Raw genomic sequence first — 14,959 nt, forward strand, 5'->3', positions numbered from 1 at the left:
TGAAGGCACCGTGAGGGATAATCTTCTGGTGCAGTCCAAAATTGTGTGGCCCATGCTCGTCGTGGTGGCAGTCCTGGCGGGAGCATCGATCCCGCTGTTCTTCGACCCCGGTTTCTACTATGTGGACGACAGCCAGTCCGGCGCTTTCGGCCAGTGGTACGAGATCGGCCGCCGCGTGCTCGACCTCGACTGGTCCCTGGTCAACCCCAGGGTCTGGCAGTCGGGCAACTACCTCGCCGAGGGCGCGTGGGGCATCCTGAGCCCGGTCCTCTGGGTGGTCGGCATCGGCGCCCACCTCACCGGCAGCGCCCTCATCTTCAGCACCGTCATCAAGCTGCTCTGCCTGCTGCTCGGCGGTGTGGGCGTCTACGCCCTGGCCCGTAACTTCGGCGTCCTGCGCCCCTGGGCGGCACTCGTGGCCGTCGCCGCGCCGCTGGCCGGCTTCACCCTGTACATGGATGCGCCGTCCTGGGCGAACGGACTGATGGCCTGGAGCTTCCTCCCGCTGACCTGGGTGCTCGCCCGCCGGGCCGTGCTGCAGGCGAAATCCCCGGTGCTGCCGATCCTCTCCGGGATCGCGCTGGTCGGGATCGGCTACGCGCACGCCACGATCTTCCTGGCGATCACCTTGGGCGCCCTCATCTTCGAGGCTTTCCTCACCAAGCACCGCCCGTCGATCATCCGGGCGTTCGCCCTCGCCACGGCATTGGGCAGTTTCGCCGTGATCGTGCACCTGCCGGGTCTGCTCACCGCGCCCGTCACCGGCCGCACGAGCGAGATCCTGAACACCGACCTGCTCACGGTCAACCTCAGCGGCCTGTTCGCGTCGTCTACGCCGGTCGGCACGCCGGGCATCCTCTTCTTCAGCGGTCAGTTCCCGTACGCACCGCTGTTGTACATTGCCTGGTTCCTTCCCCTGTTGGCTTTCGTCGACCTGCACCGACTCCGGGTGCTGCTGCGTTCCCGCCGTAGCATTGTGGTCGTCTTCGTGGCCGCGCTGATCGGCGTTCTACTGCCCAGCGACTTCGGAGCGCTGCGTTTCCCGGTGCGGATGATGCCGTACCTCACCCTGGCGGTGTTGCTTCTGGTCGGCGTGGCCCTGTCACACGCCCTGGCCACGGTGCTCACCCGCAACCGGTTCCTGGTCGCCGGCGCGATGGTGCTCGGCAGCGCCGCCCTGACCTACGCGTCCGGACCTCAGTACATCAAGGTGCTGCTCGTCGTCACCACGGTCATCCTGGTGGCCGTGTGGCTGAGCTACCTGATCCTCGGTGACCGCCCGTTGCCCGTGCTGGGCAGCAACTCATCCGGCTGGTTGGCCGGCCGTGGGGTCACGACTGTCGCGTTGGCCGGAATCGCCGTCACGCTCGTCCTCCTGGTGCCCCAGCATGTGGCGTCACCGTCATCGCCGCTGCCGGACTACAGCGTTCCCAACGACGTGAGCGACTACCAGCAACAACTGGAGAACGCCGAGGGCGACGTGATCGTCGTCGGCGGCGTGGCCGACACGAACGACGCAGACGCGTGGGATGAAACCCTGGTCGGCAACCTCTGGTACGTGACGGAGGAGGACGTGCAGAACGCGTACTCCGCGGTCTACTACAGCCCATACAACTCGCTCACCTGCATGAGCTACAACGGCTCCACCTGCGGCGGCCTGTACGACCGCCTGTTCGAAGAGATGCCGGAAACCGGCCTCACCCCTGTCGACCTGATGGGCATCAGCTCGGTACAGGTCGTCAAGGGCATCGTGCCGAAGAAGGACTGGTCTGTGGTGCCGGAGGGCTGGCACATCGTCGACGACACCGAGAAGACCCGCCTGATCGTGCGCGACGAACCGGTCGCGGGCGCGGGCTCCGTGGTCTGGTCCTCCGAGGGCACCGAGGTCACCGTGCTGCACGAGGACGCCATGGGAGTCACCTTCCGCGTCGACGCCATCGGCGACGACGGCGGCCAAGTGGCACTCAGCCGGATCCCGTGGCCCGGCTACCAGGCCGATGGCGGCACGATCTCCGCCGATCCTGTCGACACCTTCCTGCTGGGCGTCGACATCGACGCGTCCCAGCTCGGCAAGACCGTGACGGTGTCCTACTACGCGCCCGGCTACCCGCTGCAGTTCGCGGCCGCCATTCTCCTGCTGCTGATCCTGCTGGGCTGGCCGCTTCTGCGCCTGATCGGTCGTCGACGGGACGGTGCCGGCCGCGTCGTGCGCGTCGCCCGCGCCAGCCGGGTGCCGGCCCCCGAGGTCTCGGTGTGAGCGCCCCCGGCCGCACCGTGGCGGTTGTCGTGGCGTTCAACCGCCGTGACCTCCTGATCGAGGTCCTGGACGCCCTCGCCGTGCAGACCGCACCGGTCGCGGCGATCGTGGTCGTCGACAACGCCTCCACCGATGACACCGCCGCGCTGGTGCGCGAGAGGTACCCGCACGTCGACCTGGTCTCCGTTGCCCGCAACACCGGCGGCGCCGGCGGGTTCGCCATCGGTGCCGCGCGTGCCGTCGTGCGCCAGTCCGCCGACCTGGTCTGGCTGATGGATGACGACACCATTCCCACCGACACCGCCCTCGCGGCGCTGCTCGCGAGCGTCGGCGACGACACCCAGGTCACCGTCGCCGGTTCCCGAGTGGTCTGGTCCGATGGTCAGGACCACCCGATGAACACGCCCAGGACCAAACCGTTCGTGGGCGCCGCCGAACGTACCGCAGCGCAGGCGCGCGGAGCCGTTCCCGTGCGCAGCTCATCGTTCGTGTCGATGCTGGTGCGCGCCGATGCTGTTCGTGAGCACGGGCTGCCCATCGCCGACTACTTCATCTGGAACGACGACTTCGAGTTCTCCACCCGCATCCTGCGGCGGAGCCGCGGCTTCTTCGTGCCGGGTAGCGTCGTGGTGCACAAGACCGTCAAACTCGGTGCCACCGACATCGACCCCGGCGCCCGCTTCTACTACGAGGTGCGCAACAAGGTCTGGCTGATCCGGCTGGCCACCGGGCTGAGTCCCGCCGAAAAGGTGCTCTACTCCGGAGCATCGCTGCGTCGCTGGGCGCGCACCTTCCGCGCCTCTGCCGACCGGCCCTTGCTGCTGACCGGGCTGCGCAGCGGGCTCCGCGACGGCTTCCGCACCCGCCCGCGGCCCAACCGGGTCGCGCTGGCCGGGCTGGGCGAAGCCACGGATGACGTCGCCGCCTGCGAAGCCGGGCTGGCTCGATCGTGACGGCAACCGAGTTCTCCCTGCTGCTGCCGGTGTACGCCGGCGACAAGGCGGCGTACTTCTCCAAGGCGTTCGCGAGCACCGTGGTCGAACAGAGCCGGCGGCCGAGCGATGTCGTCATCGTGCAGGACGGCCCCATCGGCACCGAACTCGCCGCGGCCGTCGCAGCGGCCGCCGCGAGCTCCCCGGTGCCGGTGAACCATGTGCGCCTGCCGGCGAACGTCGGACTGGCCCGTGCCCTCGAGACCGGCCTCGGGCACTGCGCCCACGATGTGGTCGCGCGCATGGACGCCGACGACATCTCGCTGCCCACCAGGTTCGAACGCCAGCTGGCCGTGATGGAGACCGGTTACGACCTCGTCGGCACCGGCATGCTCGAATTCGACGAGGCCGGCCGGGTGCTCGGCAAACGGATTCCCCCCACCGACCCCGACGACATCGTCACCAGCGCCCGTTTCCACGACCCGTTCAACCACCCCACCGTGGTCTACCGCCGCTCGGTCGTGGCCAGGGCCGGCGGCTACCGCGAGCTGCCGCTGATGGAGGACTACTGGCTCTTCGCCCGGATGATCCAGGCCGGCGCCGTCGTGGCCAACCTGCCCGATCCCCTCGTGATGTACAGGGTGGATGCCGGCGCCTACGGCCGCCGCGGCGGTTTGACGCTGTTTCGCAGCGAGATCGCCCTGCAGCGCAGCCTGCTCAAAGACCGGTTCGTGACGCGTCGCCAGTTCGCCCGCAATGTGCTCGTCAGGGGCGGCTACCGCTTTGTGCCGGTGGGCCTCCGACGGGTGGCCTACCGCCGCTTCATCGTGCGGAATTACGCCAACGACGGCGACTGACCGGCGCGTCAGGACGCCGATGGGCGTCCCCTCCGGATGCTCCGGGTTAGTCTTGTCGAACGTGCGCAGACGCGTGAGCAGAACCGCGGGGGCAAAATTTCTGCCTCTCGCCGGGCTTTTCTCGTGCTTGCCAGGTTCATTGACCGACAAGATAGCCGAGGCCCCGACGTGTTCAGACCTGACCCAGAGCTGACCAGACCGCACGCACCCAAGCGCCTCCTGCGCCGGTTCACCGCGACGATCGGCGTTCTCGCCCTGGTCCTCGGCTTCTTGACCGTCGGCGCGACCACGTCGGACGACTCGGCCGTTGCGGCTACCGGCAGCGACTTCAACGCCGGCAACATCATCAGCGATGCCGTCTTCTACAACTCGGGCACCATGTCCAAGACCGACATTCAGGCCTTCCTCAACAACAAGGTGCCCACCTGCCGCTCCGGCTACACCTGCCTGAAGAGCTACACCCAGGCCACGGCCTCGCAGAGCGCCAAGAGGGAGGGCTGCGCCGCCTACTCCGGTTCGTCGAAGGAGACCGCCGCGGCCATCATCGCGAAGGTCGCGACGGCGTGCGGCATCAACCCGCAGGTCATCCTGGTGCTGCTGGAGAAGGAGCAGGGTCTCGTCAGCGACACCTGGCCGTCCGCCAGGCAGTACCGGTCGGCCACGGGCTACGGCTGCCCGGACACCGCGGACTGCGACACGAGCTACTACGGCTTCTTCAACCAGGTCTACAACGCCGCCTACCAGTTCAAGAAGTACCAGGCCAGCCCGAGCTCGCGCGGCTACGTGGCCGGCAAGTGGAACACCATCCAGTGGAACCCCGAAGCCTCCTGCGGTTCGTCCAGCGTCTACATCGAGAACCAGGCGACGGCGGCTCTGTACATCTACACGCCGTACCGGCCGAATGACGCGGCGCTGGCCAACGTCTACGGCACCGGTGACGGCTGCTCCTCCTACGGCAACCGCAACTTCTGGCGCATGTTCACCGACTGGTTCGGCGACACCAAGGGCGGCAGCTCCTTCGTGCGGGACGCGAGCACCGGCGCTATCTACCTCATCACTGGCACGATCAAGCACTACGTCCCGTCCACGGCGATCTACAACGCACTGGCCAAGCTGGGCACCTACCGCAACGTCAGCTCGTCGTACCTGACCGGATACGTCGTCGGAACCAACGCCAGCCCGCTGGTCCGCAATCCGCTGACCGGCGATATCGCGCTCGTGCAGGGCAATTCCCGGCACCGGTTCACCAGCTGCGGCCAGGTGTCGGTATGGGGCTATGACTGCGGCTCGCCGACCGACCTGATGCCCGGCCAGTGGACCAAGATCCCCCAGGGCGGTGAGGTCTCCAACTACATGGTCGTCGCCGGAACGGCCACGACCTACTTCCTCAACTCGTCCACCCGATTCCCGGTCGCGGAATGGACCGGAGTGGTCCGCCTCAACGGTGGCGTAGCCCCGTGGGTGGGCACCATGAGCGTGACGAACGCGCAGCGGTACCCTATCGGGCGCACCCTGGCCACACCGGGAACGGCCATCAAGTCGTCGAGCAACAATGAGCTCTACCTGGTCGACGGCTTCGGCAGTCGCATCCGGATCCCGTACATGTCCATGCTCGCCGAGTACGGCCTGAAGACGTACAAGACGGTGTCGCCCAATGTGGTCGACGGTTATGCGAAGTCGGCGGCCGACCTCACGCTGGTGGCGTCCTGCAACTCGGCGCTGGTGCTCGTGAACGGCGGCAAGGCGTCACCGCTGACCGCGAACAACGGGGCCGGAATCGCCACGACGCCGCTCTCGCCATCCACCTGCAGCGGCCTGGCCAAGGGGGCGACCATCCCGGGACTCGTCTTCGCCAAGACGGGCGTGTCTCCCTACGTGTACGTGCTCCTGAACGGCGCCGCGCGACAGATCTACGAGTGGAGCGATGCCGTCGCGATCAACGGCGGCTCGGCTCCCACCGTGATCACCCTGTCGTCGCCGACTATCCGCACCTTCGCGATGCCGGGTGGCGTGGTCGCGTCTGGTTCGCTGATCAAGGCGGCGAACAGTGCCACAGTGTACCTCGCCGACGGCACCGACCGGATCACCAAGCTGCCCTCCTTCGGGATCAGCGACGGTCTCGGTATCGGGTCGTACCGCACGGTGCCCGCCACGGTGATCGCCGGGTACGCCAAGACCGGTGCCTCGCTCAGCCGGGTGGTGAACTGCGCCGGCGCCCCGTATATCGGGCTGAACGGAACTCTGTACAAGCTCAGCGCGACCAGCGGAATCGGGCTGCCCGTCACCGACCTGCGCGGCTCGACCTGCGCCACGTTCACCCTGTCGAAGAACGCTGCGATCTCCAAGGTGTTCGTCAAGGAGGCGAACAAGTCCGCGGTCTACTACATCACGGCTGGAAAGCGCCGGCTGGTGGGCTCCTGGTCTCAGGCGATCAACCTCAATGGCGGCAGCGCCCCGCAGGTCTTCACCATCCGCGCGTCGGAGATGGGATTCTTCGCCGACGGCGGCCCGATGAAGTAGCGCGGGCCCCGGAACGACGAAACGCCCCGACCTCGGTCGGGGCGTTTCGTCGTAGTGCGGAGAGGGGTTACTGGGCGCGCATCCGCGCGACGGCCTCGTGTGACTCGCCGTCGAAGACGACCCTGCCCTTGTCGATGAGGATGCCGCGGTCGCAGAGGTCGGCGACCATGCCCAGGTCATGGCTCACTACGACCAGCGTGCGGCCCTCAGCGTGCAGCTGACGGATCTTGGCCAGGCACTTGCGCTGGAAGGGCTCGTCGCCCACCGAGAGGATCTCGTCGACCAGCAGGATGTCGACCTCGGTGTGGATGGCGACGGAAAACGCCAGGCGCAGGAACATGCCGGAGGAGTAGTGCTTGACCTCGGTGTCGATGAACTTGGCGATCTCGCTGAACTCCACGATGGCGTCGAAGCGCTCGTCGATCTCCTTCTGGCTCATGCCGAGGATCGCCGCGTTCAGGTAGATGTTCTCCCGGCCGGACAGGTCGGGGTGGAACCCGGCACCGACCTCGATCAGGCCGGCGACGCGACCTCGGGTGAGTACCTCGCCCGTGTCGGGGCGCAAGACGCCGGAGATCAGCTTGAGCAGCGTGGACTTGCCCGACCCGTTGAAGCCGAGCAGGGCGACGGACTCACCCGTGTTGATCGTGAAGCTGACGTCGTCGAGGGCGTTGAAGCTCGAGGAGATGGGCTTGCGCCGCACCGCGGCGATCACCGACTCCTTGAGCGAATGCGTGTGCCGCAGCAGGAATGTCTTACTGAGGTCGGACACGATGATGGCCAGCCGCGGTTGCTGCTCGTTAAAGGTCTTGGGCAAAGCGACGCTCCAATCGGCGGAAGACAAGCTGTCCGATGACCAGCAGCACGCTCGAGGTGAGCAGGGCGCAGAGACCGAAGAACCACAGGGTGGGCGGCAGCGGGCTGCTGCCGTCGGTGGTGGGGTACCAGAAGCCGGCATGGAGCAGCTCGACCGCGGCCGTGATGGGGTTCAGCTGGTAGATGACCATCAGCCAGTCCGGCAGCACCTTGGCGACGGTGCTCCACTGGTAGAGCACGGGGGATGCCCAGGTGGCGACGAGCAGGATCAGCTCGACGAAGTTCTGGGCGTCGCGGAAAGAGACGTTGATCGAGCCGAAGAACAGGCTCAGGCCCATGGCGAGCAGCACGATGATGAGCACGCCCAGGAGGATGCCGAGCAGCTGCAGCAGGCTGGGGCGCCAGCCCGTGAACACGCAGACCACGGCGAGCACAAGGGCCTGGGGCAAGAAATTGACGAAGGCCACCAGGGTGGACGACACCGGGAACAACTCGCGGGGCAGGTAGATCTTCTTGATCAGCGGTGCGTTGTCCACGAGCGACTTGGTGCCGTTGCTGAACGCCTCGCTGAACAGGTTGATCACGATGAGGCCGGAGAACAGGTAGACCGGGTAGTTCGGGATAGTGCCGTTCAGCTGCAGGAACACGCCGAGCGCGATGAAGAACACCAGGAACTGGGTGATCGGCTTGACATAAGACCACATCCAGCCGAGGACCGACCCGCGGTAGCGGACCTGCACTTCTTTTCGCACGAGCAGGGAGAGCAGGTACCGACGGCGGAATACGTCGATCAGTCCGGCCCCTTGACCCGGCCGGACGAAGCCGTCGAGGTCTGGTACTGGAACGATTTGCGTCACACGTTTCCTTTTATCGTTGGGTCGCCGGCCTGGTTCCTCCGGGTGGGGGCAACTGGCCCACCCGTGATTCTAGCTGTTAGCGGTTGCGCGGTCGTGACCCTATTCGCGGGTGCTGTCGGCCGTTGCAGCCGTCCCGGGTGCCACGCCATCGACCGCTGAATCCAGGCCGAGAGTGGACGTCCAGGACTCCAGCGAGGTCAGGTCGTGCTGGTTGGAACGGTATTTCTCGCTGAGGGCGGCCCACTGGCGGCGGAACTTCAGGTTTTGGATCACGCTGGACCGGAGCAGTGACCGGAACATGGTGCGGTCACGAATGTGCCAGGTGACTCCCGAACCCTCGGCGTTGGTGATGACCACGCTGTCCATGTTCGGAACCGTCCACCACGGCGCTGTGCGCGGCAGGTGGGTGTCCGGGCGATCGGCGCTCCCCGGGTGCGGGTGGGTCATGCCGTGCCGTACGAAGTTCTTGATCAGGAACGAGTAGAGCTTGCGTCCGCTCGGGCGGGGCTCGTCGCTGCCGACGAGGTTCGTCATCGGGAACCGGCCGAAGCGGCCGAGGTCCTTGATCAGGGTGGATTCCGGGTAGTCTCCGGCGATCGCCCGGATGGCGGGCAGTCGGCTGGTCAGCTCGGAGTGCAGAGAGCCGGGGCCCGCCATGACGCTCTCGTATGCCAGCTGGCGAAGCTTCACCGTGTAGTAGTCCATGGTCAACAGGTGCCGCACGTCCGAGGCGAGGTTGCTGATCGTCAAGCGGCCGCCCTTGGCGTGCGGCGAGTGCAGCAGGGCCGCGACCAGACGGTTGCGCGCGTGGTAGAACGCCTGCCAGTCCCGCGAGTCGTCCTTGTCGACCCAGGACACGTGCCAGACGGCCGCGCCGGGGAGGCTGACCGTGGAGTAGCCGTGTTCGGAGGCGCGCAGCGAGAATTCGGCGTCATCCCACTTGATGAACACCGGCAGGGACAGCCCGATCTCGCGGATGACCTCCACCGGGATCAGGCTCATCCACCAGCCGTTGTAGGCCACGTCGTTGCGCTGGTGCAACCAGGTGGTCTGGCGCAGGTTCATCGCGGTGAAGTCGTGGCGGGACGGCGTGATCGGGCCCCACATGAAGTTCCAGGTGTCGATCGACTCGGCGAAGGCGTGCAGCTTGGTCTTGTCGAACATGTCGAACATGTGGCCGCCGACGATGGTCGGTTCGGTGCACAGCCTGGCGAAGGCCAGGGCGCGACGGATGCTTTCCGGTTCGACGACGACATCGTCGTCCAGCAGCATCACATAGTCACTGGTGCCGGCCGCGACGGTCTCGAGCATCCCGCGGGAGAACCCGCCGGAGCCGCCGGCGTTGACCTGTTCGATGACCCGCAGACGTCCGCCAAGGGCAGCATCCACCTCGGCGTACCTGGCGTGTTCGCGGATCTTGTCAGTGCCCTGGTCGACAACGATGATCTGGTCGAGGCCGGCGAGCACGTCGGCGTCGGTCGCGATCGTGGCGAGCAACTCCAGGCAGTAGGCAGTGCGGTTCAGGGTGGTGATGGCGACGGTCAGCGTGCGGGCCGGCTGGGCCGGTTCGTCGCTCGGCGGCGCCTGCCATTCGGCGCTCGTGAGGGCGAAGTCCTCACCGCGGGAGACCAGGTCGAACCAGTACCAGCCGCCGTCGATGAAGTAGTCGAAGCCGAGGTCGAACTCCACGGTGCCGGCGGTGTCCACGTGGGCCGAGTCGACCGTCTGGATGACGCCGCGGGCGTTGGAACGGTAGACGATGATGTCGCCGGGTCCGGTGGTGGAGATGCTCAGGCGCACCCCGGTGAGGCTGGTCCAGCGGCGCCAGTAGCTGGCGGGGAAGGCGTTGAAGTAGGTGCCGAGTGACACCCGCTTGTCCAGGCCGGGCTTGAGGCCGCGGCGGCCGTCGAGCATCGGGGTGACGTTGTGGTGCGTCAGCCGCAGCGGCTGCATCGTCGGTTCGTCGGAGTTGCCGCGACGCTTCTTGGCGTCTTCCTGGGCGGGGGCGACGATCTGGGTCCACTCGTCAGGGTCGACATAGAGCGGAGCGACATCCGGCTCCGAGGAGGACGGGAAGACGACTTTTTGCAGGACGATGGGCGTGGACATATAGACTCCGTGTCGCTATTCGCTGCGTCCGCTGAGAAGCGGCTTGAGCTTGTTTTCGTACATGGACAGCGCAGACCCGATGGCCATGTGCATGTCGAGGTATTGGTAGGTACCGAGGCGACCGCCGAAGAACACGTTCGGCTCGCCGGCCTGCAGGGCCCGGTAGGAGTGCAGGCTCTCGCGGTCGGCCGGGGTGTTGATCGGGTAGTAGGGCTCGTCGGCCTTGGTGGCTGCCCGGGAGAACTCACGCATGATCACGGTCTTGTCCGTGGGGTACTCGGTGCGCTCCGGGTGGAAATGACGGAACTCGTGGATGCGGGTGTACGGCACAGTGGAGTCCGCGTAGTTCATCACCGGGGTGCCCTGGAAATCGCCGACCGGCAGCACTTCCTGCTCGAAGTCGAGTGTGCGCCAGGTGAGCTCGCCGCCCTGGTAGTCGAAGTAGCGGTCGACCGGGCCGGTGTAGACGACGGGGATGCGGCCGACGACGGACTTCTTGTTGATCTCCTGGCTCTCGTCGAAGAAATCGGTGTTGAGACGCACCTCGATGTTCGGGTGGTCGGCCATCCGCTCGATCCACGCCGTGTAGCCGTCGACCGGCAGGCCCTCGTGGGTGTCGTTGAAGTACCGGTTGTCGTAGTTGTAGCGAACCGGGAGCCGGCTGATCACCTCGGCCGGCAGGTCCGTCGGAGACGTCTGCCACTGCTTGGCCGTGTAGTCACGGATGAAGGCCTCGTAGAGCGGGCGGCCGATCAGGGAGATGCCCTTCTCCTCGAGGTTGCGGGACTCGCCGGTGGCGAACTCGCTGGCCTGGCCCTTGATCAGCGCGCGGGCCTCGTCGGGCGAGTACGCGGACCTGAAGAACTGGTTGATCGTGCCCAGGTTGATCGGCAGCGGGAAGACCTCACCGCCGAAGTTGGTGAAAACCCGGTGTTCGTAGTTTGTGAACTTCGTAAAGCGGTTGACGTATTCCCAGACGGGCTCGTTCGAGGTGTGGAAGAGGTGTGCGCCGTACTGGTGCACCTCGATTCCAGTCTCCGGCTCCGGTGCGCTGTAGGCGTTGCCGCCGATGTGGCTGCGCTGGTCGATGACCATCACCTTGAGCCCGAGGTCCCTGGCGGCTCGTTCCGCAACGGTCAGGCCGAAGAAGCCCGAGCCAACGACCACAAGGTCAACCGTCATATCAAAAGTCCTTTATCTCGGGAGGTGTAGCCAACGTTCTGCAACGTTCCACGATAGCCGATGCTTGCTGGGAGGGTCCCTTTTGAGGCATTCCCACTGTGTCGGCGGTGGCCGGGAGGCCGTCCCTGCCGGTGTCAGCGGCCGTTTCGTCATAGGGCCGCGTTGTAGGGTGTTGCAGTGAATGACGCTCGAGTGGCCACAGTTTCCGGCAGCGACCGAGCCGGCATCGGCCGAATCAGAATCGGCGTCGTTGTGACGGTGGCCCTGATCCTGCACCTGATCGTGCAGGCCGGCATGTACCTGGCCACCCCCGGTTTCTCGCTTGCCCGGTTCCGCGACTACTTCGTGCACGACCAGCTCGGCTACCTCGCGATCGTGAAGAACTTCTCAGAGGGACAGTTCGCCGCCCTCGAACCCGACACCGAGACCGGCGCGAACACCTACCCGCGCATGTACTACGAGGCCATCGGCCTCGTCGCCCGAGTGACCGGGTGGGACCCCATCGTCGCGTGGAACGTGTGCGGCATGGCGGTGCAGCTGGTGCTCGTGGGCCTGTTGGCGGCCATTCTCATCCGGCTGAGCCGGCGCTGGTGGGTCGGCCTGATCGCGCCGGTGCCGTTCATGCTCGGTACCTTCTCCAGGCTCACCGTGACCGGCTGGTACACGCCGCTCGAATCGCACGCCGTGATCTGGGGGCCGTTCGGTCTTCTGCACACCCTCAACGGCGAGTCGGTGTCATTGTCCATCGCGGCCATCTGCCTGCTCGCCCTGGCCCTGCTCTGGTTGCGGCCGGCCCGCACCCGCACCCGGGTGCTGCTCACCACCCTGATCTGCCTGATCCTCGGTGGTCTCGCCAATGTGCAGACTTACTCGTTCATCGCCGCGATCTACCTGCTCGCGTTCGGCCTGGCCGCCTGGGTCATCCTCCGCGGCCGCCATCTCGTGCTTGCGGCGCTGTCCGTTGTCCTGATCCCCGTCGTCTTCCTGGCCGGCCCCACCGTCGCGGATGCCGGCGGCCAGCTGCCCGCCCTGGTCTTCGGGCTGCTCCCCGCCGTGCCCGGCATGATCGCGCTCATCGTGCGCAGCCGGGGCGTGGTGCTGCTGTACTGCGTAGCCGTCGTGCTCGGAGCCTCCCCGCAGGTGGTCGGCACCGTCATGGGCCTCGTCACCGGGGACCCATTCCTCGCCTATCGGGTGGCCTCGAACAGCGAGCTGGGCGTGCCGCTGGAGACCGGGCTCATCTCGGGTCTTGCGCTGATCGTGCCGTTGGCCGTGATCCTCGCCGCCGCGATCTGGCGCCGCCGCCCGGTCTGGGGCGCCTATGCGCTCGGCGCCGCGCTGGCCTGGATCCTGCTCGGCACGAACGACATCTGGGGGGCCAACGCCGAGCCGTACCGGCTCTACATGGACGTGTTCTTCCTCGTGGCCGCCACCATCCTGCCCGTCGGGGTCATGGTGCTCACCGATCTCTGGGCCGCTGCGACTCCGCACCCGGCGACGCCGGCCGCCGAGCTGGGGAGCGCCCCCACGTCACCGGCCCCAGTGGCCGAGGAGCCCGCAGGCACCGCCGTTCCGCGGGAAGGCAGGCGCTCGGTGCCGCGCTGGGCCGTGCTCGTCGCCGCGCTGCTCTGCGTCGGCATCGCCACGGTGTCGCTCACCGACTGGTGGGTCTTCTATCGCGCCGGCATCGCCCGGTCCCTGCTGGTGACCGATTCACCCCGCAACACAGCGCTCAACGACCTGGCCCTGCAGTCCGCCGAGACCCACCCCGGCACACTCCTCATGGTCGACTCCTGCATCGACCCACGCGTGCTCAAGGTCACCTCCGGTGTGCCGATCGCGTACTACCACCTCGGCATGGCCTGGCCCACCGAGTACGACGCGATCGCCACGATCGTCTCCAGCCGGCTCAGCGGCGCCATCGACCGGGATGCGGCCATCGCCGGCGATGCCACCCAGGTGCTCTCAGACAGCGCCTGCGGAGACGACTGGGGGAACCGTTATGCGGACATCCTCGTCGAACAGTCCAGCCTCCCGTACACCCAGGACGACGGCTCCACCGGCACCATCACGCTGTGGGGCCTGGAGTAACTAGGCCCTGGCAGGCTCAGCGTTCCGCACGAAAACCAGGTAGACGGCATGCACCAGCACGCCGGCTGCCGGACCGACGAGCAGGGCCAGCATGGTCTTCTCGATGAACCCCATCGGCAGCAGCAGGCAGGCGACGGTGGTGAGAGCCGCGACGATCCAGCCGGCGCTGAACGCCGCGTGCGCGTTCCTCGAGAGCACGGCGGGCGCGCTCACGCACAGAGCGCCGACCAGGGCAGAGGACAGCACGAGGGTGGGGATGAGCCAGTCGGCCGGTGCGGACTCCTTGGGGTACAACCAACCGAAGATGGGCGGGCCGAGCAGGTAACCCAGAACCGCCAGGACCAGGCCGATGGCGATCACCGCACCCTCCAACAAAAGCAGGGTACGCCAGAAATGCGCGGCCCTGGCTCTGAAGAAGACGATCAGGTAGCTCTGCAGCGCCATACCCACGACGATCAGCGGCGCCCGCGTCAGCGTGGCCAGCAAGATCACCAGACCGATCTCATCCGCTGACACTCCGGGCGAGGTGAGCTGGAGGACGAGCGGGAAACCGCTGATCATGACACCCATCGCCGCCGCCGCCGTGATCGTGCGCCCGACATTCCAGGTGAGCTGGGGGAGAGTGACGTCCAGCCGGGTCTTTCCCACGATCCGCGCTCGCGCGAAGGGCCACACTACCGCCACCGCCACGGGGAACGGCAGTGCGACGGCCCACGCCAGGGCGACCATGTCGGGATTGATCAGGGCGACGGAGCCGACCAGGACCAGCCGCAGCATGCCCTCGACGGTGATCAGCGCGAACAGTGCCTTCCAATGGCCGACCCCGTAGAGCGAGCCCGCCAGGACGGCCAGGGGCACATACGAGGCCGCCCCGATGGCCAGGGGGACCACCATGGCCCAGCCATGTTCGGGGAAGACGGCGTGCTGCCAGAATGGCGCGGTGCCGAAGACGGCGATGAGAACCACAAAGAACGCGATAAGCGCGAAGCGGCCGGCCTGACCGGCTCGGGTTCCGTCACCGGGCTCGCGCGCCTGCGTGCCCCGGGTGATCTCCTGCTGGATTCCGGTGAGGGCCGCTGCAACGAGGAAGATGAACGACCAGAAGACGGCGAACACCGCGTAGGACGCCACGCCGATCTGAATCGGAAGCAACGCCGTGATCAGATAGCCCGCGATGCCGACGAGTCCGGTTGCGGCCACGATCAGGATGAAGCCGTTCCCGGTCTTCGGGCTCGCCGGAGCGAGGGTGGGCTGATCCTGGTCTGGCTCTTCTGTGTGACTCACGTGCACGGGTCCCGCTTCCATTGGCTGGTTCGATACATTCTGCCGGGCTCCGGT

At 66.8% G+C, this 14,959-nt stretch carries 10 protein-coding genes; 5 read left to right on the plus strand and 5 right to left on the minus strand.

All coding sequences use genetic code 11. The features are described 5' to 3' along the window. The first annotated feature begins 28 nt into the window (after positions 1-28). The 4 genes from BJQ94_RS03585 to BJQ94_RS03600 all read left to right on the plus strand — a co-directional run bounded on the left by BJQ94_RS03585 (position 29) and on the right by BJQ94_RS03600 (position 6,566). Positions 29-2,257 (plus strand): hypothetical protein, encoded by a 2,229-nt coding sequence (locus BJQ94_RS03585; protein WP_265399334.1) that lies wholly within the window; start codon positions 29-31, stop codon positions 2,255-2,257. Further along, positions 2,254-3,210: a glycosyltransferase gene (locus BJQ94_RS03590; protein ID WP_275875554.1), complete on the plus strand. Its 957-nt coding sequence runs from the start codon at positions 2,254-2,256 to the stop codon at positions 3,208-3,210. Before BJQ94_RS03585 ends, BJQ94_RS03590 begins: the two co-directional genes overlap by 4 nt. After that, complete coding sequence (locus tag BJQ94_RS03595) at positions 3,207-4,046, plus strand: glycosyltransferase (RefSeq protein ID WP_265399332.1); 840 nt, start codon at positions 3,207-3,209, stop codon at positions 4,044-4,046. The genes BJQ94_RS03590 and BJQ94_RS03595 overlap by 4 nt, the downstream gene beginning before the upstream one ends. Before the next feature lie 168 nt (positions 4,047-4,214). Beyond that, entirely contained in the window at positions 4,215-6,566 is a 2,352-nt protein-coding gene (locus BJQ94_RS03600; protein WP_265399331.1) for a hypothetical protein, read from the plus strand. Between the two features lie 67 nt (positions 6,567-6,633). Here BJQ94_RS03600 and BJQ94_RS03605 read toward each other — a convergent pair whose 3' ends face one another. The 4 genes from BJQ94_RS03605 to glf all read right to left on the minus strand — a co-directional run bounded on the left by BJQ94_RS03605 (position 6,634) and on the right by glf (position 11,530). Further along, positions 6,634-7,383 carry an ABC transporter ATP-binding protein gene (locus BJQ94_RS03605; protein WP_265399330.1) on the minus strand — a complete coding sequence of 250 codons (750 nt, stop codon included), beginning with the start codon at positions 7,381-7,383 and terminating at the stop codon, positions 6,634-6,636. Then, positions 7,367-8,239, minus strand: coding sequence for an ABC transporter permease (locus BJQ94_RS03610; RefSeq protein WP_265399329.1), 873 nt, complete (start codon positions 8,237-8,239; stop codon positions 7,367-7,369). The genes BJQ94_RS03605 and BJQ94_RS03610 overlap by 17 nt, the downstream gene beginning before the upstream one ends. Before the next feature lie 99 nt (positions 8,240-8,338). Next, positions 8,339-10,348 carry a glycosyltransferase gene (locus tag BJQ94_RS03615; protein ID WP_265399328.1) on the minus strand — a complete coding sequence of 670 codons (2,010 nt, stop codon included), beginning with the start codon at positions 10,346-10,348 and terminating at the stop codon, positions 8,339-8,341. Between the two features lie 15 nt (positions 10,349-10,363). Continuing rightward, positions 10,364-11,530: a UDP-galactopyranose mutase gene (gene glf, locus BJQ94_RS03620; RefSeq protein ID WP_265399327.1), complete on the minus strand. Its 1,167-nt coding sequence runs from the start codon at positions 11,528-11,530 to the stop codon at positions 10,364-10,366. 177 nt (positions 11,531-11,707) lie between these two features. On the opposite strand from glf, the gene BJQ94_RS03625 reads away from it, so the two are divergent. Beyond that, positions 11,708-13,621, plus strand: a complete 1,914-nt coding sequence (locus BJQ94_RS03625; protein WP_265399326.1) for a hypothetical protein — start codon at positions 11,708-11,710, stop codon at positions 13,619-13,621. Here the strand turns inward: BJQ94_RS03625 and BJQ94_RS03630 are convergent, their stop codons facing one another. Beyond that, entirely contained in the window at positions 13,622-14,905 is a 1,284-nt protein-coding gene (locus BJQ94_RS03630; RefSeq protein WP_265399325.1) for a hypothetical protein, read from the minus strand. Positions 14,906-14,959 lie beyond the last annotated feature (54 nt).

The sequence above is a fragment of the Cryobacterium sp. SO2 genome (assembly GCF_026151165.2).
GTDB lineage: Bacteria > Actinomycetota > Actinomycetes > Actinomycetales > Microbacteriaceae > Cryobacterium.